Below are 20,235 nucleotides of genomic sequence, written 5' to 3'. Positions count from 1 at the left end.
CGCATCAAGCCTACGAATCGAAGGGATTGGCGTATGCTGCGGTGCGGGGAGTCCGACCGGTCCTTGCACTCCCCCAGCGGCGGGCCCGGTCGTGCGGGCCCGGCCCGCCGCCCTTCCCCGCCCGCCTGGAGTACGAGGAGAACGGCCGGACCTGGCAACTACGGGGAGAGGTGACGGAGATCGCCGATGACGGCACCCTCACCGTCACCGCTATCCCCGCACCCTGACGTCCAACGCCTGCCCGTAGGCGGCCCGGTACTGGTCTGGGGTCCACGCCTGTCCAGCCGCCAGAAACACCGGGTCCAGGCGCGCGCCGCCCGCCACGCCCGAGTCGGCGACCAGTACCCACGCCACGACCGCTCCCCCAGCCGGGATGTTCCCGCCGTCCGTCCCGGCCGGCGCAGTGACGTCCACGCGCAGTCCGGTCTGTGCGGGCAGCGCGCCAGCGATGCTGCCCGTCCGGAGTCCGTCGCCCATCAGCTGGCCAGGAGTGGGGCTACGGCGCCGGCCATGAACGCGAACCCGGCGTCGGACATGTGGACGGCGTCGGTGCCCGCGGCGCCCGTGCCTGCGCTGGTGCCCCAGTAGCCGAGGCTGTTCCAGTACTGCCAGCTGTTGCGGCCGAGGGTCCACCAGTTGACGATCGCGCAGTTGTAGACGTCGGCTAGGGCGCGGGCCCGTTCGGCGTAGTCCTGGTATTTGAAGTTGGTGGTGTCGTGGGTGCCGAGGTGGGGGGTGGCGAGGATGATGTCGGTGTCGCCGGTCGCGGCGCCGGTGTCCCGCACCGCCTTGATCCACTTGGCGACGTTGGCCGCCCACGTGTCGCCGGTGGTGTTCGCGGCGGCGTCGTTGGGTCCGGCCGTGTAGATGGCAAGGTCGCAGGGGTAGTCGACGCCGCCGTTCCAGGTGGCGTTCAGGGCCGTCGTCGCGTTGTTCGCGAACGTCGCGCTGGTCGCCCCGGCCAGGGCGCAGTTGTTGATGACCACACCCGAGGAGCGCTCCCCGGCGACGCCGCACACGGACAGATACTGGCCGGTGGATGCGGTGCCGACCTTGAGGACGACGGTGTGGGTGGCGTCGGACAGGCCCGTGATCGTGGTTGTCTGGATCGCCGCGGTGCCCGAGGGCTGGGCGACGGACACGTCCGCTGCCCCATCGATCGAGTACAGCATCGCGGGGCGGGTGCCGGATCCGACCACCGTATAGATCTTGACGGTGGTGCCGCGCGGCTTGAACGTCAGCGTCGACCCGGCCACGTCGTTGTAGATGTAGTTGGCGCCGGGGCCATACTTCGATCCGCCTTGCAGCCACGTCCCCGTCGCGGTGACGATGGCGCCGGCCGTGGTCCAGGCGGACAGCGCGGCGGCATCCCCGGACGAGAGGATCGCTGCGGACAGGGATGCCTGCTGGAGGCCGGAGCCGCCGTCGCCGTACAGGCCCTGGAGTGTGGTGGCGAGAACGCCGGGCCAGGACTTGGTGCGGGGGTTGGAGGCGTACATGCCCTGGGTTGCCGATCCGCCGAGTGTCACGATGCGGGCCAGGCCGGAGCCGGCTGCGGCGGCGTCTCTCTTGGCGGCCCAGGTCTTGCCCCAGCCGGGCGGTACGTAGATGCCGGGCCCGCCGGGGGTGTTGACGGTGGTGTTGCCGACGATGTTGCGGCGGAGGGTGCTGGCGGATGCGTTGACGCTGCTGGTGACCTTGACGTTGGTCTCGCTGTAGATGCGGCTGTTCTCGACGCGGTTGGGCGAGTTGACGTCGATGGTGTTGGCGTCGGCGAACAGCTTGCAGTTCGCGGCGGCGTACAGCAGGCCGGTCGACAGGACGGCGTTGTTGAAGGAGTTGGCGCCGAAGGTGAACGCGGTCAGGCCTGCCGTGGCGCGCAACTGGATGTGGTTGAACCGGAAGTCGTTGTCGGCCCCGCGTTCGACGTGCAGGAGCTTGTCGAAGTCTTCGAGGTTGATGCCGCGCCAGTGGGTGTGGGTGGTGCCCCATCCGCCGGTGCCGTTGATGTGGATGCCGGTGCAGCCGGTGCCGGATGCGATGGCTTCGCACATCATGAATTCGATCTGGTTCATGACGCCGTTGGTGGTGGTCGAATCCACCTGGTACGCGATCTTGTTGTTGCCGACGGACTCGACGAACATCCTGGTCACGATGCAGTCGCCGGGGTTGAAGTCGGCGTGCTCGGAGAACATGCGCATGCCGTTGCCGACGCCGCCGAGCTCAATGTTCTCGAACACCGACCGGAACGGGGAGCCGAGGTACAGCCCCCACCCGGAGTGCGAGCCGTCCCACGGCCCGTTGATCTGCAGGTTCTTGAACGAGGAGTGCCAGAAGCTGCGGTGGCCGGAGTTCGTCGCGTTCGTCGTCGCCGACGAGATGCCGTGCGTGCCGCCGACGACGCTCACGCCGAAGTCCCCGAAATGAACCCGGATGACCTTGGACAGGTGCATCGCCGAGACCAGCCCGGACGCAGCCACCAGCGTCGTCGACTTGGGGCCCTGACCGCGCAGCCGCACGTCGAGTTCGACGTTCACGTCGTCGGCGCCCTCGAATAGCAGGCGAGCCGCCAAGTTGAACGTGCCCGAGGTGAGAACGATCTCGCCGCCGCCGGCCGCCTTCGTGGCGTCGATGGCCTGCTGGATCTGCACATCGTCAGCGACGCCGTCGCAGACGTACTGGGCTGCGGCCTTCACGTCGCTCGGGGCGGTCGACGCGGCAACGAGCCGATAGGCGGAAGCGATGCTGCCCCCGCCGGAGCCGGTCGGAAGCTGGGACGCCAGCACCTTGCCCGTCTCGTCGAGTCCTGCGATACCGCCAGCCTGCCCCTTGGAGGCGATGAAGTCCGCCAGGACGCTGCCGAGGCTGGTGGTGGTCATGGCGTAGCGGCGGCCGTATCCGAAGTCGACGTAGACGAGGGTGACGCCGTCGGGGCCGAGGAAGGCGACGGCTCCATCGCTGTCGGCGGTGACCTGCGTGATCGGGTTGAGGATGGGGTCGGTCAGGTCGGTGTACTGGGTGCCGCCAGTGGCGGCGGACCAGACGGTGCCGACCGCGCCGGGCCGCAGCTGGAGCGTGCTCCCGACGCGCTCCATGGCGTAGTCCGCGGGGCTCCCGCCGAATGTGTAACGCATGGTCTTCCTTTCGGCGGATCAGTCGATCCAGTAGGAGCCGTCGATCGTCAGGACGTCGCCGGTGCGGATGTTGAAGGGCTGATTGGTCAGCAAGTTCAAGGCATTGGGGGTGTCGTTGACGCTGTTGCCGGTGGAGGTCGGATACCGCAGACGGGCGATCTTGTTGGTTCCGTCCGTGGTCGGGAACGTGAAGCCGAAGCCGCCCGCGCCGCCTTCTCCGTTGGCGCTGGTGAACGTCCAGGTGAAGACGGACCGGTGGGCGATGGTGCAGGGCAGACCGGGCGGCAACGTGACCTGGATCGGCTCCGTGTACGCGGGCGGATTGCCGGTGGGGATCAGCTGGATCGTGACGTCGACGCGTTTGCCGACAGCCTGGTAGCGGCCGATGTTCGTCGAGCCGGAACCCCAGTTGATGATGGTGGTCGACGAGTTCCACACCGGCGTGTACGTGGAGTCGTCGACGCCCTGCGTGGCCAGCCAGATCCATGAGGCGCCGTCGCCGATGTACAACTTCCCGCTATCCACCATCAGCTGGTTCTTGAGCGCGGGCGGGCGGGCGCCAGGAACCGCAGGCAGGACCCCTCGGCCGGTCATGACGCGCCGGTCGATCGTGTTGGCCGCGGCTACGACGGATGCTCCCGCGGCGACGGCGCACTGGGCAATCGGGATCTCCCACACGCCGTTCTCGACCTGCGTCAGGGTCGGTGCGGAGGTGCCTCCCGTCTTGTACTCGGCGGTGACCTTGTTCGCGGCCATGTCGGCGCGCAGCACGACGAGGTCGATGCGTGCCGTGCCACCCGCGTTGGCCGGCACGCTCAAGGTCTTGTTGGCGTCGTTGTTGTAGTAGAAGCCGTTGACGAAGGCCCCGCCGGGTGCGACGAGGACGGTGTTGGCGCCGGATGCGGTGACCTTCAGCGTGGAGTCGTTCGGATCGTAGGTGTGGACGCCGTCCAGGCCCCAGCGGCGGGCCATCCGGGACCACTGGAGTTCGGTGGTGATCGGGGCGCCGTCGAACGGCGCGGAGAACTCGGCCATCAGGCGGCCTTCCTTGTCTGCAGGCGCCCGAGACCCTTCTTGAGCTGGGCGATGTAGGAGTAGATGCGGGCGACGACGGTGTCGCTGGCGTCGCCGCCGATGGTGGCCTTGACCTGCGTGCCGTCCGCCGCGCCGTCGGTGAGCGTGACCTCGCCGACCGTGTCCGTGTACCAGTCGCCGCCGCGGAGCTGTGCGGAGATGACGTCGCCGACGTTGTAGTCACGGCCGTAGCGCAGCTCGGGGATGTCGACCGGGCTCACCGCGAGCGAGCCCTTGCCGGCACCGTTGGTGAGCGCCTCTGCGCCGGCCTGGTCCATCTGTGCGGCGAGGTCGACGGAGGCCGTGTCGACGGATGTCTGGTCGACGAACTGTTCCAACACCAGCCCCGGGAACAGGGGGTCGGCCCGGTCGTAGGTCTTGCAGACGCGGGGGCTGGTACCGCCGCCCGCTACGACGACGGCCCGGGTGCAGGTGGGTGGCGTCGTCGAGTAGCTGGCGTCGGTCAGGTTGCCCAGACCGAAGGAGAAGCGCGCGGTGCCGGATCGGTCGGCGGGTGTGTAGACCTGGAACTGGAGGTTGCTGGCGACCTGGATGACGCGGAAGCCGAGGTTGGCGGCGTTGGCGATGTCCTGGAGGACGGTCAGCAGGTTGTCGAACTGGTTGACCTCGCGGGCCAGGGCGGGGCCGCGGAGTCCGTTGGTGGCGAGGGTGAGCAGCGGGTGCTTGCGGCTGGCCTGTGCGCCGGGTCCGGCGTTGAGGTTGACGAGGTCGCGCATGCCGGTCTCGGTGGACGCCGTGCTGATCTTGTAGACGGAGGCGGTCTGGGACCCGATCGCCGACGTCGGGTTCGGCCAGCACGTGTACCGGGACAGCACCTCGGTGTCGTCAACGCCTCCCACCGTCAGCTTGCCCGGCTCCGTGGCAGACCGGGCCCAGTCAACCGTGCGGATCGGCCCGGACAGGACCGTGTCGCCCCGGCTGGTCTGCACGATCAGACCATTGCCCTCGACCAGCAGGCCGGTCTGCGGAGAGTCGGCAGAAATCTCCAGTGTGTACGCGCCGATCGCGTTCTTGCGCGGCACGACCGTGATGGTCGTGTGGTCGTCGATGCGGCCGATGCGCTGCAAGTTCTGGTCGCGGGCGAACACCCGCAGCCGGCCGTCGTCAGCCGGCGGCGACAGCACCGACGCCAGCGCGGCCACGTAGGCACGGAACGCGGGGGTGCGCTGCCCGGACTCGCGCATCGCCCGGGACAGGTCTCCGCCCGGGAAGAACGCGGCCCGCTGTCCGCGCGACAGCTCCAGTTGGACGCCGAGGCCTCGCCGGTTTCGCTGCGTGATGTTGAGCGGGTCATTGCCGTCGATCTCTGTGCTGGCGATGTCGACGGCGAACCCGGCCGCGGAGAGCGCCGCCCCGATCTCGTCGCGGAGCACGAGGTCGGCGCCGCCGAGGTGGGTGATCCGCTCATCGCCGCTGTAGCCGTGGTAGGAGACCGTGTAGTACACGGAGTTCTGCATGGCGACGGCCTGCGGTTCGTCGAAATGCGTCGACGTGATGTGCAGGACCGAGTTGCCAGTGTTCTTGAGGCCGAGCATCGAGTAGTACTGGCCGCCCGTCGCGAGCGCCGTAGCGTTGGCGAGCTCGGTCGTGCCGCCCTCAATGCCACCGCCGTGGATCGCGATGTGGGACATGTCCGAGTCGGTGGTGCGCACCTCGATGCGGTAGTCGACTCCGGCGGTCTCGGCTGCGGCGAGTGCCGCCCAGTTCGCGTAAGTGTCCGGCATGTCAGGCCCCCAGGTAGCGGGGCTGGTAGGTCATGGCGACGCGGGTTGTGGTGCCGGAGCCGGTGACGGTGAGCGTCAAGTTGTTGATGCCCTCTTCCAGGGTCCACAGATCAGATGCGGTCGACATGTCCGGCCACAAGTTGACACCTCCGTTGAGGACGGCGGTCTGGTGGCGTTCGCGGGTGTCGATGGTGACGACGTCGCCCGTGGCCAAAGTCCGGTTGATGACGAGGACTTGTCCCGTGCTGTCGTTGGTGAGGCTGATCTGGGTGGCGGGCCCGGTGACCGTCCACACGGGATAGGCGACGTCGTCGCCCGGGTTGTCGACAGTGACGGCGCCCAAGGTCTGAGAGTCGCCCACCGCCAGCGGCAGGACGGGGAAGAACAAGGCGTCGACAGCCGACTTCCACTCGTAGCCGACCGGGTCTCCGATCCAGTACGGGGACGGGCAGCCGAACGTGATCGCGTTGATGCACCAGGTGTTGCCGGCGGCGTCGAGGGACTCGTCGCCTTCGAGGCCGCCCGTGTAGTAGGCGCCGATCGTGCGGGAGTCGCCGTCAGGCTGGGTGAGCGTCAGTGTGCCGACGCCCCGCTTGGGGTTCATGGATTTGATGAAGGCGCGGCGGCGGGCGAGGTAGGCGGCCCGGCTGTCGTTGGCCCAGAACGCCAGCGGCAGAATGATCTCTTTGCCTTGGGCGCGGGTGCTGCGCAGCGCGTATCCGTCGATGCCGGGCGACTCGTCTTGCGCGAACTGGTACTGGGGCATGTCCAGCCCCTTGGCGCCGGGCTGCAGCAGCCAGCCGTTCTCCCAGTCGCTGAGCTTGGTGACCACGCCGCGCGGGTCGGTGAAGCTGACCTGCGGCATTTGGTTGATGAGGGTGGGCCAGGGCGCGCCCACCCATGGCGGCTGCTCCGGGCCGGTGTCGGTCGGGGGTACGAGGATGGGCATTAAACGACCACCGTCCGGTTGAGCATTTCGTCGACAGCGAGGGCGTCGAGGATGGCCTTCCTGGGCGCGACTTCGCGGGTCGTGGCGTTGAAGGTCAGGTGCCGGTCGCCGCCTTGCTTGATGTTGGTCTGCTGCTGCACCCGGGCCGTGGCGGTCGAGGCGGCAGCCCGGACGGTACTGGCCATGCGCTGTGTCGCTGCGACGGCTTCGGGGATCGAGGCCTCCACGCCGCCAGCGAAGCCCTGCCCGGTGAAGCGGCCGAGAGCATGCAGCACCCTCGACGGACTCTTGATCTTCAGTTCGACCTTGATGGTCTTCTGGATCGCCTTAGCGATCTTCGCCATCTGGGCTTCGATCGCCTTCTGGGTCGAGGCCAGTCCCGTCAGGTAGCCCTTCCCGGAGTCTGCGCCGGCGTCATACATCGCATCCGCCGCGTCCTTGCCGAACGCCGTGGTGACACTGGCGATGTTGGACTGGGCGGTGTTGATGTCCTTGAGCTGCTGCGGGGTGGCGTCGACCAGTGCCTGCGCGTAGGCGGCGCCGGACTCCGGCCCGGCCGAGATGAGCTGCTGTAGAAGCGTCTTGTTGAGGCCGCGCTTGGCGAGGGTCTGCAGGTTCTTCCCGAACGTCTTCACCTGGCCGAGGCGCACGTTCATCCCGGCGAGGATGCCTGAGGCGTCGAACGTGTTGCCGCCGTTCGGCAGCGAGGTGAGGGCGGTGAAGTTGACGGCGTTGGCGGTGGTCTCGGTGGCTAGCGTGTTCGCGGCGGTGATCTTCGCTTTGATTTCGTCGCGCGACTTCGCCAGCGTCTGCAACGCCTTGTTCTGTACCGACACGGCCTTGAGGAGCCGGTCGTCCAGGGTGGTCTTCACGCCCTTGAACGCGTTCTTCAGTGCTGTCGACACCTTGGTCATAGCGGCGCTGATCTGCGCGGCCGTGCCGGTGAGCGCCTTGAGGAAGTCGGAGCCGACGGATGCGGCGATGGGGCCGGTGTCGATGCGCTTGCCGCCGACGCGGATGATGCCGCCGGACGCGTACCCGCCGCCGCGCGGCAGGCCACGGTTGACGCGCAGCCCGCCGATGATGCCGCCGAGCGCGTAGCCGCCGGGCCGGTTGTAGGCGCGGGACAGGCTGCCGTAGCGGGCGAGCGCGTAGCGCATGGAGGCGTAGATGTTGGCCATCGGGTCGACGGAGACGCCGTACATGAACGGGCCGGTCCGCTTGTATTTCCCGGCGTAGGCCTGGAAGGTGCCGCGGATGACCTGCATGAGGCCGACGCTCGGGTAGCCGAGCGCCCAGTTGATGTCGTTGCGGTTGACCGCGCGCGGGTTGCCGCCGGACTCCTGGTTCATGCGGCGCAGGGTCAGTGTGACGTTCGACAGGGACTGGTGGACTTCGCCGAGGGCCTGGACGACGACGCCGCGCCACCGGTTGACGCCCTTGCCGCCGACGTCAGCGCTGTGCAGGTACGGCATCGGGTCGACAGCGCGCCCGTTCTTGCGGGCCTCCAGGTGGAGGTGGGGGCCGGTGACGTTGCCGGTCGCGCCGACGGAGCCGACCCGGTCGCCGCGGCCGATGATTTCGCCGGCCTTGGCGACCATGGCGGACATGTGGGCGTACAAGGATTGCAGCCCGCCCCCATGGTTGATCATGACGTGCTTGCCGTAGGGGCCGCCCGAGGTCGCCATGGACACGGTGCCGTTGTCGACGGCAACGACCCTCGTACCGGTGCGCGCCGGGAAGTCGAGGCCGGTGTGGCGGCCCGAGGACCACATCTGTCCGCGCACCCCGAAGCGGGTGCCGTAGCCGGCGTTGACGGGCTTCATCCACCGGCCGGTGCCGCCCGCTTCGGCTTCCTTGCCGCGGATGAAGCTGACGGTCTTGTCGATGAGGCTGTTCGGCATGCCTGCGACGAGGCCCGGCCACGTCTTGGTGTTGGTGCCGAGCACCTTCTTGATGCCAGCCTTGACCGGCTTGAACGCGGTCTCGGCGAGGTCGGCGAGGCCGCCGCGCACCGCGTCTGCTCCGCCGCTGAGGGCCTTGCCGATACCGGAGGCGATGTCGCCGACGATGCCGCCCTCGGCGAAGCCGCGGAACTGGCTGAGCGAACGGCCGGCCATGGCGGCGGCGTTGACGGCGTGGAGGCGCGCGCGCTCGTAGGGGTCCTGCATGGCTTCGGCGACGTACACGCCTTCTCCGCGGCGCATGGGGACGAGCTGGTCGTCGCCGTCGCGCCAGGTGGAGAAGCCGGGGAGGATGCCGCCGCGGGCGAAGCCCCTGGGGAGGGAGATCGGGCTGATCTCTCCAACTCCCGGCAGTTTTGCGGCCGTTGCGTTCCAGACTTTCCGGATTCCGCCGTTATAGACCGTTTTAATCCAGAATTCGATGGGGTCCTTCAGCGGCTCGCGGATCTTGCGCCAGATGTCGCTGATGTCTTCCCGCATGTTGCGGAACGCCCTGGTCAGGCCGTCACGGAACCGGTCGAAGCCGTCGCGAACCTTGCCCCAGGCGTCCGAGGCGGTGGTCCGCACGCTGTTCCAGAAGCGGCCCCAGATCCGCGACGCCCCGTCCTTCAGGTCCGTGAAGATCTGGACCGCCCTGCGGCGCATGTCGCCGAACCAGCGGATCGCACCGTTGACGATGTCCGGGATGATCGAGTGGCCGAGCAGGATGTCGTACAGCCACGAGAAGAACCCGGAGATCTTCTCGACCAGCCACTTCACGGCGTCGATCGCAGGCTGGAACTTCTTCCGCATCGACGCCATGAACGCGATGAGCCCGGCGAGGGCAGGCAGGACGATCTGGACGATGACCCAGGTCGCGAACTGCGTGAAGAGGATCATCAGCTTCGCCAGCGGCTCGGCCAGTGGCAGCAGTGCAGGCAGCAGTTGGGTGATCAGCTGCATGGACAGGGTGAGGATCTGCGGCAGCAGCGGAGTGATCGCGACCAGGATCTGAGCGATCGACTCGGCCAGTTGCACAATCACCGGGATCAGCAGCGGGACAACCGGCAGGAGAGCCTTGATCATGGCCATGAACTGCTGGCCGAACGCCAGACCCACCTGGACGAGCACCCCGACCAGGGCCTCGATGACCGGACGCAGGGTGACTCCGAGGAGCGTCGCCAGCATCGTCAGGAGCGGCGACAGGGCGTCGATGCTAGTAACCCACTGGTCGAAGAGCGGCATCAGTGCGGGCAGGGCCTGCGCCACTAGATCGCCGATAACGGTCAGGATCGGCAGCAGTGCAGTGACCAGCTTGCCTACGGCTTGAGCTGCGACGACGAGGATCGGGCCGAGCGCCTTCGCGATCGGCAGCAGGGCCTGGCCCAGCGCCGTCAGCAGGTCGTTGATGACCGGGCCGAGGATCCGTGTCAGCTCGACGACGATCGGGGCAAGCGCCGCCAGGACCGGCAGGACGGCCTGGATCGCCGCACCGAGAGCGCCCGCGAGCAGCCCGGCCACAGCGGAGATCGCCTTGAAGATCTTCGTGAGGGCGTCCTGCACTTCGGGGAGTTCGACGACGCGGCGGATCTCCTTGATGACCGCGCCGATCACGCCGAAGAAGTCGCCGCCGCCCGCCGCGGCAGCACTGAAGATTCCCTTGATGATGGCGCCGAGGTCGGCCAGCACGTGACCGAAGGCGATGGCGACGTCGAGGGCGGTGTTGATGGCGTCGGTGAGCTTGCCGTTCTCCAGGCCCTTCGCCAGCTTGTCCATGACACTGTCCATGGCCTTCGCCGCGCCCTTGGTCATGCGGTCGAAGGCGGGCTGCGCGGCGATGGACAACTGGGCGAGGCCGGTGACGAGCTGGCCGGGGATCCGGTTCAGGGTGGTGAGGCTGCCGCGGATGCCGTCGAAGACGCTCTTCAGCTGCCCGGTCTTCTGCAGGTTGGAGACAGCGGTGAGGGCGTTCTTGCCCATCGTGTTGAGCGCGCCCGCGGTACCAGCGAGGCCGGCGCGGACGGTCGGGAGGATCTGCCCGGCGACCTGCTGCAGGCGGGTACCGATCCCGGCGAACAGTCGGTCCTGGACGTCGAGGCGCATGTCGCGCCAGGCGGGGGCCATCTCGCGCAGCACGTCGACGAACCGGCGGGCGTTCGGTGACAGCTTGGCCATTGCCTGGTCGACGGCGCTGACCTGGGTGGCGGCCGTCTTGTGGGCTTCAGCGACCTGCTTGGCCGCGTCGGAGACGGCACGGTGGGCGTCCTGGAGGGCGCGTTCCTGCTGGGCGACCTGCTCGTTGGCCTGCCGGATGCGCTCCTTGGCCTGAATGACGACGTCGGAGCCTTCGACACCGGCCTTGTTCGCGGCCTTGGTGTCGGCGGCGAGGCGCTTCTGCTGGCGGGCCTGCTCGTCGGCGCTGGCCCTGGCCCGCTCGAGCGCCAGGTCGGCCTGCCGGATCTGCAACTGGGTGGCGGCGGGGTCGTTGCGGGTGTTCTGCAGGTCGAGTTCGGCCTGCTCGACATCGAGTGCGGCCTGCTTCTGGTCGAGGTAGCCCTGCTTGAGCTGGGCGTTCATGTCCTGCAGATCGCGGATGGCCTGGCGGCGGGCCCCGTTGAGCTCCTCCTGCGTCTGCCGGGCGGCACGCTGAGCCTGCGCCAGGCTTCGCTCCGCGTCGACGACTCCGCGCTGCGCATTGGCCAGGGAGCGCTGCGCGGTCTCAACACCTCTGGTGGCGGCGGCGGCAGCCTTGGCCTCGCCGGCAGCCGGCTGGAAGGCGGCCTTGATGGCGTCACCGATGCCGGTGGTGCCCACCTTGATCGCGGCGAACGCGCCGACGAGGGTGAGGACGGCGGGTGCTGCGGTCGCTGCGAGCGGCCCCATCTGGGCGAGGGCGGAGCCGAGGGAGCCGATGGCAGGCATGGCGCCGATGGCTGCGACGCCGAGCGTGACGATGCGGTTGGATAGGATGCCGAGTCCGCCGCCCCCTCCCCCGCCGAGGTTGCCGAGGGCTCCGGTGAGGGCGGCGAGGCCGGTGGCGCGGACGCGGACGTTGGCAGTGCGGTCGCGTGTCAGGAACGTCAACGCCGTATTGGCGGCGCCCGTGTCGGCGCGCGCCTGCACCGTCATGGTGCGGCGGCGGGTCAGGTTGGCGAGGCTGTCGGCGGCCACGCGCGTGTCGACGTCGACACCGATGCGGACCTTGCGGTTCTGCGTCAGGTTGCGGATCTCGTTCGCGCCGACCCGGGTGTCGACGGAAGCTCGGATGTTGACGACGCGGTCCTTGCACAGGCGGTCGAGCTGCCGCTGCGCCGTGTTATACGCGCCCTGCTGGATCTTCGGCAGGATGTCGACGGTGCGCTGCCCGAGGATGCTCTGCAGCTTGCCCTTAGCCCCGGCCTCGTCGACGTCGACGTCCACCTTGACCTTGCGGTCGCGGGTGAGGCGGTCGATGGACTGAGTGGCCTTGGTGTCGTCGACGTCAGCGGTGACCTTGACCTTGCGGTCGCCGGCCAGCTTGTCGAGCTGCCCCTTGGCGGCCCCCTCGTCGAGCTCGACGGAGACTTTGACCTTGCGGGGTGCGGTGAGCTTGTCGAGGCGCTCCTTGAACCCGGCAGCGTCGAGGTCCGCCTTGACCTTGACCGTCGGCTTCAGGGTCTCGAGGCGGCTCTGGATCGCGTCGCCGATCTCGTCCGCGGCCTTGATCGCGCCGGGCTTGACGACCTTGGGGAGCTCGACGGCAAGGATGGCACCGAATTTGGACGTGTCCGGGAGGAGCGATACCCGGGTGCGTCCGACGGTCGTTGCCTCGGCCATGCCGCCTCCCTCCTATGCGCCGTGTGCTTCGAGCTGCTTGATCGCCTGCTCCCATTCGGCGATCTCGTCGGGATCCGACTGGGGTGGGGCGGGGCTGTACTGGTTGAGCAGGTGTTCGCTGATCGCGACGGCCGCCTCGTCCTCGGTGGCGTCCGCTTCGAGGCTGGGCGGGCTGATCGCCTGCACGTCCGGGGGCTGGCCCTTGAGGTGGGCGACCCACAGGATCCGCACGAGGATCAACAGCGCGTTGTAGGTGGCGGCTTGCAGGAACGTCTGCTGGTTCCAGCGCTGCTCTTCCTGCTCACCGCCCGCGGTCGCCGCCTTGGTGGCGGAGTCCTCGGGCAGGGCCTGGACCAGGTCGCGGAGCTCTGCCCAGGACATGGACCCTTCGCCCCACGACATGGCCCAGAACTCTTCTAGGCGGCGGCCGGGGTAGTAGCGCTGGAGGTCGGCGCGGACGGCTCCTGCGTGCTCCTCAAGGAGTCCGAGGAGCCAGAGCCTTCCCCCTCGTCGGTGTCCGCCTCATCGGAGAGCTCCTCGACGAGCTCCTTGAGTTCGCCGACCGTGAGCTGCGCGACGGACACCAACTCGTCGAAAGCCTCGGGCGGGCTGGCGACCCGCTTGAGGACGTCGAACTGGTCGGTGTTGGCGGCGTCCTGCACACTGCGCACGATCTCGACGGGCCAGAAGTCCTGCTTGAGGAAGGAGCAGGTCTTCTCGACGAACGTGCCGGGTGCTTCGCCGGGCGCCTCGTAGACGACGTCGACGTACTTGATGCCGGCGGCCTCCGCCTGCTTCATGCGCATCTGCTGGAGGCGGATGACCTTACGGTTCGGCTTGGACATGATCGGTTCCTTCGTGGGCGAGGGCGGGGCGGGGGCAGTGCAGGTGGCCCGTCGTGCCGCCCCCGCCCAGGAGATGAGCGCGACGGACCACCAGTCAGAGATCAGGCGGGCTTCACGACGTCCGTGATCATGTGCTGGACGGACTGGGCGCCACCGGGCGCAGCCAGGGCGGTGAAGGTCAGCCCGAAGTTCGAGGAGTCCTCGGAGCTGTGCTTGACGGCCTCGCGGTCGGTGACACCAGCGCGGGCGATCATGATGCGGTGCCGCTTCCCCGACATGATCACGTCGAGGCCCAGGGCGATCTCGACCGTGTCCGACAGCGAGCCGGACCCGAACGACAGGAACTGCTTCTTCGGGCTGGGCGTGGTCACGGCTGCGGTGCTCGTCATGTTCGCCAGGCCCACCTGGTAGTACAGCGACAGCAGCTCGGCAGTCGTCTGCCGGAACACCAGCTTGAACGTCTGCGTGCGCTTCCGCGCCAGGTCGACGACCGGGGCGTCCTCGCCCCACGCGTCGAGCTGCGTGCGCTCCTCCGCCAGAGCCTCCTCCAGGCCGTCAGGGGTGATGAACCCCATGTCGGTGAAGTCGCTGCCCCAGACCTCTTCCGGGCCGGTCGGGAACGTCGCCCCGACGTCGCCCATGTATGCCTTGCCGGCTGTGCCGACGATGATGGTGGATGCGTCGCCCACGGTGGGCCTCCTAGCTGGTCACGCGGGGTGGGCAGACGCTCATCCCCAGGGTCATGCCGACGCGGTACACATCCGAGTTCGGCTCTTCTGGTCTGTCCTGCGGGCCGGTTTCCTGGCTGATGCCGGTGACTTCGCCGTCGGCGGTGCTCATGCCGGGCAGCAGCTCCCACTCGGCGCACACCCGCTGAGCGAGGCGCATAGCGGTGTCCTCGTCGGCGGCGTAGCAGTCGATGGAGAAGCGGGGGTTGTCCCTGGCGGCGGGGCCGTTCCAGCTGCGGACGTCGGCGACTCCGCCGATGCGCAGCACCCTGACCGCAGGCAGCACAGCGTTGAGCGCCGCGCCTTCGGGCGTCTTCGACGACACGTACACGCCGTCGAGAACAGCCGTCAGAAGATCGATGGCGATCTTCTTGCCGTCGGGGAGGACAACCGCGGTAGCCATGACTAGGCCGTCGCGCCCGTGGTGGCCTTGGCCACGTAGTCCTGCAGCTCGCTCTTGGTCGCCTTGTCGGCCTTGGCCTGCTCCATGCCGAGGGTGACCGCGTACAGCCGCCACTCGGCGACCGGGGCGCTGTCGGTGGGCTTCTCGGCGGGCTTCGGGTAGTCGCTGTCACCGGTCGGGTCGGCGGTCTGCCCGGACGGGTACGGGTCGCCGACCTGAACGGCGAAGCCCTTCCACCGGTGCACCTCGTCGGCGGGGACCTCGACGATGTCGCCGGGCTCCTTGCCGTCACGCCAGAACGTGAGCTTCATCTTCACGACGTCGCCGTCAGCCATGGCTGTTCTCCTTGTCGTCGCCCGGCCGGACAACGCCCTCTGCGAGGAGCTGTGCGACGACCGCGATCATGAGGTTCTTGTTGTTGTCGGGAACGTCCGGCCAGGGCTTTCGTGAGGCTTCACGGGTCTCGTAGCCGTGGTTGGGCGCGAGCTGCTCGTATGCCTCGTGGAAGCGGCGGGCGATGGCCTCTGCTTCGTCCATCAGTGGTCGCCTCCTGCGGCGTCGAGTGCGGTGGAGAGGGTGTAGCGGGGCGGGTGGATGGAGCGGCCATGCCGGTCGGTCTGGCGGGTGCCGTGCTCCACGTAGATCGCGTAGTGCGTGTTCGCCTCGACGTGGACGGCGCCGTCCGGGTCGTCCTCGTCGAGGCGGGAGATCCGGGACCGGTACAGGCCCGTGTCCACGGGGGCGATCTGCTTGGCGACCTCGACGACCTTGTCCATGCGGCCCTTGAGGTCGTCCTGCACCTCGTCGTCGTGCGGCAGCTCGAACTCGATCGCGGTGTCGTCGACTTCGACGTCGATCTCCACCAGGGAGGCCATCAGCCGGCCACCTCCCGCAGGTTGACGACCTGCCCCGCCAGCGGGCCTGTCGCTTCCGGGGCGGCCGGGACGCCGTCGACCTCCCACGTGCGGCTCTGCCAGGACACGCGCATCCACTCCGTGACAGCCGGAGCGCGAGCAGGCAGATCCAAGCGGGCTGTCGTGATGGTGCGATCCCCTGCGTTCTTGACCTCGGTCGAGCCGGTGACGTCGACCGTGCAGCCAGAGACCGGCGTCTCGACCGCTTGATCCCAGTCGCGGGCCCTCGCGTTGTACGCGCCCGCGACCAGCGGAGCATCGAGGATGGTGACCGTCTGGCGCCCGATATTGAACGGCATCAGCCCCACGTCCAGACAACGCCGTGGAAGAGGCCGGACACCTTCAGCACGTCGGCCGCCGACTGCGCCAGACGCTGCGAAGACGCCGACTCGCCGTCCTTCGGAGCGCGCCGCGTGAACGAACGCTGGCCAGTCGACATCGACGCCACATCGTCCTGCGCGCCCGTTTCGTCATCCCTGCCGATCAGCCAGTGGACCTGCCGCACACAGGCGCGCGACAGAACCTCCTGAACCTCCGGGTCGTCCTTGTCGTAGGCGAGCCCGTACAGCGCCCTGTCGATCGCCGTCGACGCCCGATCCAGCAGGCGCGCGGCGTTCGCAGGCGCAGGCTCAGGAGTGAGCCACGCCTCAAGGTCGCTGACGGTCGCATACGACGGCATGAGCTACTCCCCCGAACCCTCGGAGCCGCCCTCGGCGACCTCGACCCAGTCTTGGAGGTCCTTCTTCGTGGCCTCCTGCGCCTCCTCCTCGGGCATGCCGAGAGAGACGGCGTAGGTACGCCAGTCGTCGACCTTCGCGTTGGCGTTCGGGCGCTTCACGTCGCCGTCCGGCCCGGCAGGCGGATCCTGCGGGTCGAACGGCGCCTCGGGAGACTGCGGGGTCTCCTCGGCCTGCTCGTCGGCGACGGGCACGAGGTGGCCCTTGGCGACCTGCTTGGCCATCTCGTCGGAGAGCGGCTCATCCAGGTGCAGGCGCAGACCACCCGACCCCTGATATTCGCGGCCTGCCATCACAGGCCCGCCTTCGGCAGCTTCAGGACGGTGATGGTGCCGGTGAACCCGGACTCGAAGTCGACGAACATCGACGAGCCGCGCTGCTGGAACCGGGCAGAGGTGAACGGGCCGAGGAACTCGGATCCCGTGTTGGCGCCGACAGCCTGGACGTAGTCGCCCGACCCGGCGAGCCAGGACTGGCGGCCGGCGCCCGCCTTGACGGTGACGTTCTTCGCGCCGGTCGCGGTGTTGTTGACGCGGAGCAGCGTGCGCTCGGGGTCGACGCCGTTGATGACGACACCGTTCGTGACGAGCGTCGCGTCGATGGTGGTCCCGGCCGGGCTGGTCAGGTGCCCGTTCGCGACGAGAGGACTGTAGGAAACGGCAGTACGGGGCATGGGAGGGCTCCCGGGGTCAGAGTCGGATGCGGCGACAAGAAGCACGCCGGGAGGGGTTACGCCGGGTCGATGAACGCGACCGCGATACCGGTCGGGCGCAGCAACTTCGCGCCGTACACGTGCAGGCCACGGATGGCGTCAGCGATCGTGTTCTGCAGACGCAGCGCCTCGGTCTCCAGGATCTGCTCGGCGTAGGTGATCGCACCCGGGTAGCCGGCCTGGACGACCTGCGTGTCACCAGACGGGTTGGGCGTGTTGTTGGACTCGAGGATGTCGAAGCCCGCAGCCCGTCCGACCATGCCGTTGCGCAGGCCCTCAGTGGTGCCGGACGCGTCGACCTTCACGAACCGGTCGTCGTTGAGCATCGAGCCGATGAACTCGGGACTCGCGACGACGTAGCGGCCTTCCTTCGGCACGTTGCTGCGGTTGAGCTTGGTGCGCAGCGGCACGAGCACCTTGGAGTAGGCGTCGGTCGGCGAGGTGAAGGTGTTGATCGGCGAGCCGGTGGAGCCGATCGTGTTGGCGGCAGCGACGCCCGTGTACAGGTTGGCGACGTAGGCGTCGGCCTTGTCACGCAGCCCGTAGGCGGCGTTCTGCGCCATCTTCGTCATCGGGTTGAGCAGGGCCTGGGCCTTGTCGACGTCGTCGAGCTTGAACGCGAACGCCTTGGCCTGGTCGATGACGAGGTCGGTTCCGGCGGTTTCGACTTCCTCGTAGTTGAGGTTCGAGTTCTTGTCGTAGTCGAAGATCGTCGGGTCGCCGATGGTCGTGATGTGGACGCTCTGCCCCTGGCTGGAGATCTCGCCCTCGTAGTCGCGGTTGACCAGCTCGGGCTGGGCGTAGACGAGGGCGTTCTCCAGCGCGTCGAGGAGGAGCGAACTCCAGATCTCCGGCTTGAAGTTGTTGATGGACAACGGAGGCTCCTAGGGGAACTCAGCCGCCCAGGTAGGACTTGAAGCGTCCTTCGCGCACGGCCTTGGCCTTCTCTTGGGGTGTCATCCGCGCCGCGTCTGCCGCTCCCAGCTGCCGCTTGCCGCCTGGGGCCCCCTCCATCGGCGCGCCGCCCGCAGGGGTGGGCTCCGGCTTCGTCTCGGGCACCTTGGCCGCGAGCTTCGCGTTGGAGTCGACTGCCGCCTTCACTGCCTCACCGACCGCCTTGTCGAAGCCGTCCGCTGCGGGGTCGAGCTTCGAGATGGCGTTGGCGAAGGAACGCGAGTCGAGCAGTGCGTCAGGGTCGCCGCCGTGTCCTGCTGCCGTCCGGTAGACGGCGAGTTCGACCTTCATCTGGCGGGTCTCGTCGCGGGACGCCTTGGTCTCTCCGCGGGACTCCTCCAGCTGGGAGGCGAGCTCTTCGAGGGTGGGCGGCTTGGCCTCGTCGGTCTGGATGCCGAACGCTTCGGCGACCCGTTTCATCAGGTCGGCCTGGTCGTCGGCGGCCTTCTTCTCTGCGGCCTGACGCTTCTGCTTCTCGGCATCGACGTCGCCGCGGAGGTTCTCGACGAGCTTCTTGAACTTCGCGGGGTCGAAGTCGCCGTCGAACGTCGGGGACTTCCCCTTGGGTTCGTCGGCCGGCTTGGGCTCTGCGGGCTCAGGAGTTGTGGCGGGCTGGGCGGGTGCGGCCGGCTCTGGCGGAGTCGGTGCGGGTGCCGTCGTCTCGGGCGGGGTGGCCGGCTGGCTGCCGGTGTCCGTGGCCGGGTTGTCGGCGGGGGCGGGGGTCGTCATCGCGGTGCCTCCTTGGGCGGCTGGCGCTTGGCGATGCCTTGATCGCCTGCGTTAGCCCAGATGTTAACCCTGAACCCGCCTCAATGCTGCACAATCAAAGGCTAGAACGCAAGATATCCTTTGATTCGAAGACGAGAGGGGGTTGGTTCATGGTCGACAGCACACGCATCGCCGACATCGCACAGCAACACCCCGACCGCATCCGCACGTTGGAGCAGCGCACCATCGCCGCCGCCACCCAACCCCTCGCCCAAGCCCTCACTGCCGCACAGGCCGCAGCCGTCACCCGCTGGGTCCGCGACACCGCCCACCAGCAGATCGGCCCCATCGGTGACGCACTCCAAAAGCTCATCGACTACGTGCGCCAGCTACTGCGCAACGCCTTCGCCGACAAAGGCAAGCAAGCCCAACACCTGACCGAACGGGCCGCATTCAACGCCGCCCAGATCAGCGCTCGGCAGGCCTCCGGCATCGCAGCCGCCATGCGAGGACAGGCGCCGCCCCCGCTCGACGTCGAGGTCGGCGACGACGCGCAGCAGACCTGCGAAGCCATCCCCCAGGCCGTAGAAGAGGAGCACGGCGCGGCGCTCGTCCTGCTCACCACCGCAGGCCTCACCGCCATGGGGCTCGCCGGCCTCAACTCCATTTTCAAACGCGCCCGTCGAGCCGTCGGCCGAATCGCCCAGCACGCCGCGACCGCGCTCACCCAAGCTGCCGCCAACGCCAGCCGGCTCGCAGCCCTCGCCCTCGGCTCCGGCGTCCGCCTCCTGTGGGTCGCCGAGCCCGACGCGTGCGCAGCCTGCGCCGCCTACGCCGGACTCCACATCCGCCCCGGCGGCCAGTTCGTCGGCGGGCTCTCACTCGACCCGCAGCGCACGGTGTTCACGAGCCCTACCCCAGGCCCTCCTAGGCATCCGCACTGCCGCTGCGTACTGATCCCCTGGTCGCCGTCCTGGCGTCTCGACGGCCCGCCCCTGCCCACCCTGCTGCGCCAACGCGCCCGCAACGCCCGGAGGCCGTAATGCCACAAGGAGTCATGCACGAAGACCGCTGGGACGAATTCCGCGAGCTGCACACGCAGGGACTTGGGAGGAACGCGATCGCCCGGGAGATGGGCATCAACAGCAGCGTCATCTCCCGCACCGCCGCCCACCTCGGCCTCGACTTCGACCGGTCGAAGATCGCAGCGGCCACACAGGCACGGCTCGCCGACGTCGCCGAACGACGCAGCCTCCTCGCCGAGGACCTGATCGGTGACGCCGAGAAGCTGCGGGCCCAAGTCTGGCAGCCACAGCAGTACTTCGACTGGGGCGGCAAGGACCACGACTTCGACACTCACGACGCCGCCGAGCCCATCCCCGCCGACAAGCGGGCCCTCATGGGTGCCGCCGGCCTTGCCATCGACCGGTCGCTGAAGCTGGCCCCGCCGGAGGCGGCGTCGGGCGTCGACCAGGCGAAGTCGATGCTGGGCAACCTCGGTGAACTGCTGACGGCGTACTCGCGTGCGGCGGACCAGCAGGACGCGGCGCAGGCTGAGGGCGACGGGGCGTAG

The 20,235-nt window shown here is 68.5% G+C and carries 21 protein-coding genes; 2 read left to right on the top strand and 19 right to left on the bottom strand.

Going from position 1 to position 20,235, the window contains the following annotated elements:
* Positions 1 to 210 precede the first annotated feature (210 nt).
* The 19 genes from ACQUQD_RS35180 to ACQUQD_RS35090 all read right to left on the bottom strand — a co-directional run bounded on the left by ACQUQD_RS35180 (position 211) and on the right by ACQUQD_RS35090 (position 18,683).
* A complete protein-coding gene (locus tag ACQUQD_RS35180) occupies positions 211 to 477 on the bottom strand; it encodes a hypothetical protein (protein WP_428956236.1) in 267 nt (88 codons plus the stop codon).
* Positions 477 to 3,134, bottom strand: a complete 2,658-nt coding sequence (locus tag ACQUQD_RS35175) for a hypothetical protein (RefSeq protein WP_428956235.1) — start codon at positions 3,132 to 3,134, stop codon at positions 477 to 479. The genes ACQUQD_RS35180 and ACQUQD_RS35175 overlap by 1 nt, the downstream gene beginning before the upstream one ends.
* Positions 3,135 to 3,152: 18 nt before the next feature.
* The gene (locus ACQUQD_RS35170; RefSeq protein WP_428956234.1) at positions 3,153 to 4,169 is read right to left on the bottom strand and encodes a hypothetical protein; all 1,017 of its coding nucleotides are present in this window, start codon (positions 4,167 to 4,169) and stop codon (positions 3,153 to 3,155) included.
* Positions 4,169 to 5,953 (bottom strand): Gp37-like protein, encoded by a 1,785-nt coding sequence (locus tag ACQUQD_RS35165; RefSeq protein ID WP_428956233.1) that lies wholly within the window; start codon positions 5,951 to 5,953, stop codon positions 4,169 to 4,171. The genes ACQUQD_RS35170 and ACQUQD_RS35165 overlap by 1 nt, the downstream gene beginning before the upstream one ends.
* Before the next feature lies 1 nt (position 5,954).
* Entirely contained in the window at positions 5,955 to 6,902 is a 948-nt protein-coding gene (locus ACQUQD_RS35160; RefSeq protein ID WP_428956232.1) for a phage distal tail protein, read from the bottom strand.
* Positions 6,902 to 12,661, bottom strand: a complete 5,760-nt coding sequence (locus ACQUQD_RS35155; protein WP_428956231.1) for a peptidoglycan DD-metalloendopeptidase family protein — start codon at positions 12,659 to 12,661, stop codon at positions 6,902 to 6,904. Before ACQUQD_RS35155 ends, ACQUQD_RS35160 begins: the two co-directional genes overlap by 1 nt.
* 12 nt (positions 12,662 to 12,673) lie before the next feature.
* Positions 12,674 to 13,042 carry a hypothetical protein gene (locus tag ACQUQD_RS35150; protein WP_428956230.1) on the bottom strand — a complete coding sequence of 123 codons (369 nt, stop codon included), beginning with the start codon at positions 13,040 to 13,042 and terminating at the stop codon, positions 12,674 to 12,676.
* Between the two features lie 35 nt (positions 13,043 to 13,077).
* Positions 13,078 to 13,506, bottom strand: a complete 429-nt coding sequence (locus tag ACQUQD_RS35145; protein ID WP_428956229.1) for a hypothetical protein — start codon at positions 13,504 to 13,506, stop codon at positions 13,078 to 13,080.
* 101 nt (positions 13,507 to 13,607) lie between these two features.
* The gene (locus ACQUQD_RS35140; RefSeq protein WP_428956228.1) at positions 13,608 to 14,195 is read right to left on the bottom strand and encodes a phage tail protein; all 588 of its coding nucleotides are present in this window, start codon (positions 14,193 to 14,195) and stop codon (positions 13,608 to 13,610) included.
* Between the two features lie 10 nt (positions 14,196 to 14,205).
* A complete protein-coding gene (locus ACQUQD_RS35135; RefSeq protein WP_428956227.1) occupies positions 14,206 to 14,637 on the bottom strand; it encodes a hypothetical protein in 432 nt (143 codons plus the stop codon).
* Between the two features lie 2 nt (positions 14,638 to 14,639).
* Positions 14,640 to 14,972 carry a hypothetical protein gene (locus ACQUQD_RS35130; RefSeq protein WP_428956226.1) on the bottom strand — a complete coding sequence of 111 codons (333 nt, stop codon included), beginning with the start codon at positions 14,970 to 14,972 and terminating at the stop codon, positions 14,640 to 14,642.
* The gene (locus ACQUQD_RS35125; RefSeq protein WP_428956225.1) at positions 14,965 to 15,174 is read right to left on the bottom strand and encodes a hypothetical protein; all 210 of its coding nucleotides are present in this window, start codon (positions 15,172 to 15,174) and stop codon (positions 14,965 to 14,967) included. Before ACQUQD_RS35125 ends, ACQUQD_RS35130 begins: the two co-directional genes overlap by 8 nt.
* Positions 15,174 to 15,512, bottom strand: a complete 339-nt coding sequence (locus tag ACQUQD_RS35120; RefSeq protein ID WP_428956224.1) for an HK97 gp10 family phage protein — start codon at positions 15,510 to 15,512, stop codon at positions 15,174 to 15,176. The genes ACQUQD_RS35125 and ACQUQD_RS35120 overlap by 1 nt, the downstream gene beginning before the upstream one ends.
* A complete protein-coding gene (locus ACQUQD_RS35115; protein ID WP_428956223.1) occupies positions 15,512 to 15,850 on the bottom strand; it encodes a hypothetical protein in 339 nt (112 codons plus the stop codon). The genes ACQUQD_RS35120 and ACQUQD_RS35115 overlap by 1 nt, the downstream gene beginning before the upstream one ends.
* Positions 15,850 to 16,230: a hypothetical protein gene (locus ACQUQD_RS35110; protein ID WP_428956222.1), complete on the bottom strand. Its 381-nt coding sequence runs from the start codon at positions 16,228 to 16,230 to the stop codon at positions 15,850 to 15,852. Before ACQUQD_RS35110 ends, ACQUQD_RS35115 begins: the two co-directional genes overlap by 1 nt.
* Before the next feature lie 3 nt (positions 16,231 to 16,233).
* Positions 16,234 to 16,581, bottom strand: a complete 348-nt coding sequence (locus ACQUQD_RS35105) for a hypothetical protein (protein ID WP_428956221.1) — start codon at positions 16,579 to 16,581, stop codon at positions 16,234 to 16,236.
* Positions 16,581 to 16,961 carry a hypothetical protein gene (locus tag ACQUQD_RS35100; RefSeq protein WP_428956220.1) on the bottom strand — a complete coding sequence of 127 codons (381 nt, stop codon included), beginning with the start codon at positions 16,959 to 16,961 and terminating at the stop codon, positions 16,581 to 16,583. Before ACQUQD_RS35100 ends, ACQUQD_RS35105 begins: the two co-directional genes overlap by 1 nt.
* 56 nt (positions 16,962 to 17,017) lie before the next feature.
* Positions 17,018 to 17,875, bottom strand: a complete 858-nt coding sequence (locus ACQUQD_RS35095) for a P22 coat protein - protein 5 domain protein (RefSeq protein WP_428956219.1) — start codon at positions 17,873 to 17,875, stop codon at positions 17,018 to 17,020.
* A gap of 19 nt (positions 17,876 to 17,894) precedes the next feature.
* Positions 17,895 to 18,683, bottom strand: coding sequence for a hypothetical protein (locus ACQUQD_RS35090; protein WP_428956218.1), 789 nt, complete (start codon positions 18,681 to 18,683; stop codon positions 17,895 to 17,897).
* Positions 18,684 to 18,832: 149 nt separating this feature from the next.
* On the opposite strand from ACQUQD_RS35090, the gene ACQUQD_RS35085 reads away from it, so the two are divergent.
* Together ACQUQD_RS35085 and ACQUQD_RS35080 are read left to right on the top strand one after the other, a co-directional pair.
* A complete protein-coding gene (locus ACQUQD_RS35085; protein ID WP_428956217.1) occupies positions 18,833 to 19,705 on the top strand; it encodes a hypothetical protein in 873 nt (290 codons plus the stop codon).
* A 14-nt stretch (positions 19,706 to 19,719) separates the two neighbouring features.
* Entirely contained in the window at positions 19,720 to 20,235 is a 516-nt protein-coding gene (locus ACQUQD_RS35080; RefSeq protein WP_428956216.1) for a hypothetical protein, read from the top strand.

This window comes from Streptomyces sp. cg35, from assembly GCF_050410835.1.
In the GTDB taxonomy this organism is placed as follows: domain Bacteria; phylum Actinomycetota; class Actinomycetes; order Streptomycetales; family Streptomycetaceae; genus Streptomyces.
This window is presented reverse-complemented; position numbering and strand designations above follow the sequence as displayed.

Excerpts from the sequence above, each read along its gene's own strand:
- ACQUQD_RS35175 (WP_428956235.1), bottom strand. The coding sequence starts at position 3,134 with ATGCGTTACACATTCGGCGGGAGCCCCGCGGACTACGCCATGGAGCGC.
- ACQUQD_RS35085 (WP_428956217.1), top strand. The coding sequence starts at position 18,833 with ATGGTCGACAGCACACGCATCGCCGACATCGCACAGCAACACCCCGAC.
- ACQUQD_RS35125 (WP_428956225.1), bottom strand. The coding sequence starts at position 15,174 with ATGGACGAAGCAGAGGCCATCGCCCGCCGCTTCCACGAGGCATACGAG.
- ACQUQD_RS35100 (WP_428956220.1), bottom strand. The coding sequence starts at position 16,961 with ATGCCCCGTACTGCCGTTTCCTACAGTCCTCTCGTCGCGAACGGGCAC.
- ACQUQD_RS35180 (WP_428956236.1), bottom strand. The coding sequence starts at position 477 with ATGGGCGACGGACTCCGGACGGGCAGCATCGCTGGCGCGCTGCCCGCA.
- ACQUQD_RS35115 (WP_428956223.1), bottom strand. The coding sequence starts at position 15,850 with ATGCCGTTCAATATCGGGCGCCAGACGGTCACCATCCTCGATGCTCCG.
- ACQUQD_RS35165 (WP_428956233.1), bottom strand. The coding sequence starts at position 5,953 with ATGCCGGACACTTACGCGAACTGGGCGGCACTCGCCGCAGCCGAGACC.
- ACQUQD_RS35080 (WP_428956216.1), top strand. The coding sequence starts at position 19,720 with ATGCACGAAGACCGCTGGGACGAATTCCGCGAGCTGCACACGCAGGGA.
- ACQUQD_RS35105 (WP_428956221.1), bottom strand. The coding sequence starts at position 16,581 with ATGGCAGGCCGCGAATATCAGGGGTCGGGTGGTCTGCGCCTGCACCTG.
- ACQUQD_RS35090 (WP_428956218.1), bottom strand. The coding sequence starts at position 18,683 with ATGACGACCCCCGCCCCCGCCGACAACCCGGCCACGGACACCGGCAGC.
- ACQUQD_RS35150 (WP_428956230.1), bottom strand. The coding sequence starts at position 13,042 with ATGTCCTGGGCAGAGCTCCGCGACCTGGTCCAGGCCCTGCCCGAGGAC.
- ACQUQD_RS35145 (WP_428956229.1), bottom strand. The coding sequence starts at position 13,506 with ATGTCCAAGCCGAACCGTAAGGTCATCCGCCTCCAGCAGATGCGCATG.
- ACQUQD_RS35110 (WP_428956222.1), bottom strand. The coding sequence starts at position 16,230 with ATGCCGTCGTATGCGACCGTCAGCGACCTTGAGGCGTGGCTCACTCCT.
- ACQUQD_RS35160 (WP_428956232.1), bottom strand. The coding sequence starts at position 6,902 with ATGCCCATCCTCGTACCCCCGACCGACACCGGCCCGGAGCAGCCGCCA.
- ACQUQD_RS35120 (WP_428956224.1), bottom strand. The coding sequence starts at position 15,512 with ATGGCCTCCCTGGTGGAGATCGACGTCGAAGTCGACGACACCGCGATC.
- ACQUQD_RS35130 (WP_428956226.1), bottom strand. The coding sequence starts at position 14,972 with ATGGCTGACGGCGACGTCGTGAAGATGAAGCTCACGTTCTGGCGTGAC.
- ACQUQD_RS35170 (WP_428956234.1), bottom strand. The coding sequence starts at position 4,169 with ATGGCCGAGTTCTCCGCGCCGTTCGACGGCGCCCCGATCACCACCGAA.
- ACQUQD_RS35135 (WP_428956227.1), bottom strand. The coding sequence starts at position 14,637 with ATGGCTACCGCGGTTGTCCTCCCCGACGGCAAGAAGATCGCCATCGAT.
- ACQUQD_RS35155 (WP_428956231.1), bottom strand. The coding sequence starts at position 12,661 with ATGGCCGAGGCAACGACCGTCGGACGCACCCGGGTATCGCTCCTCCCG.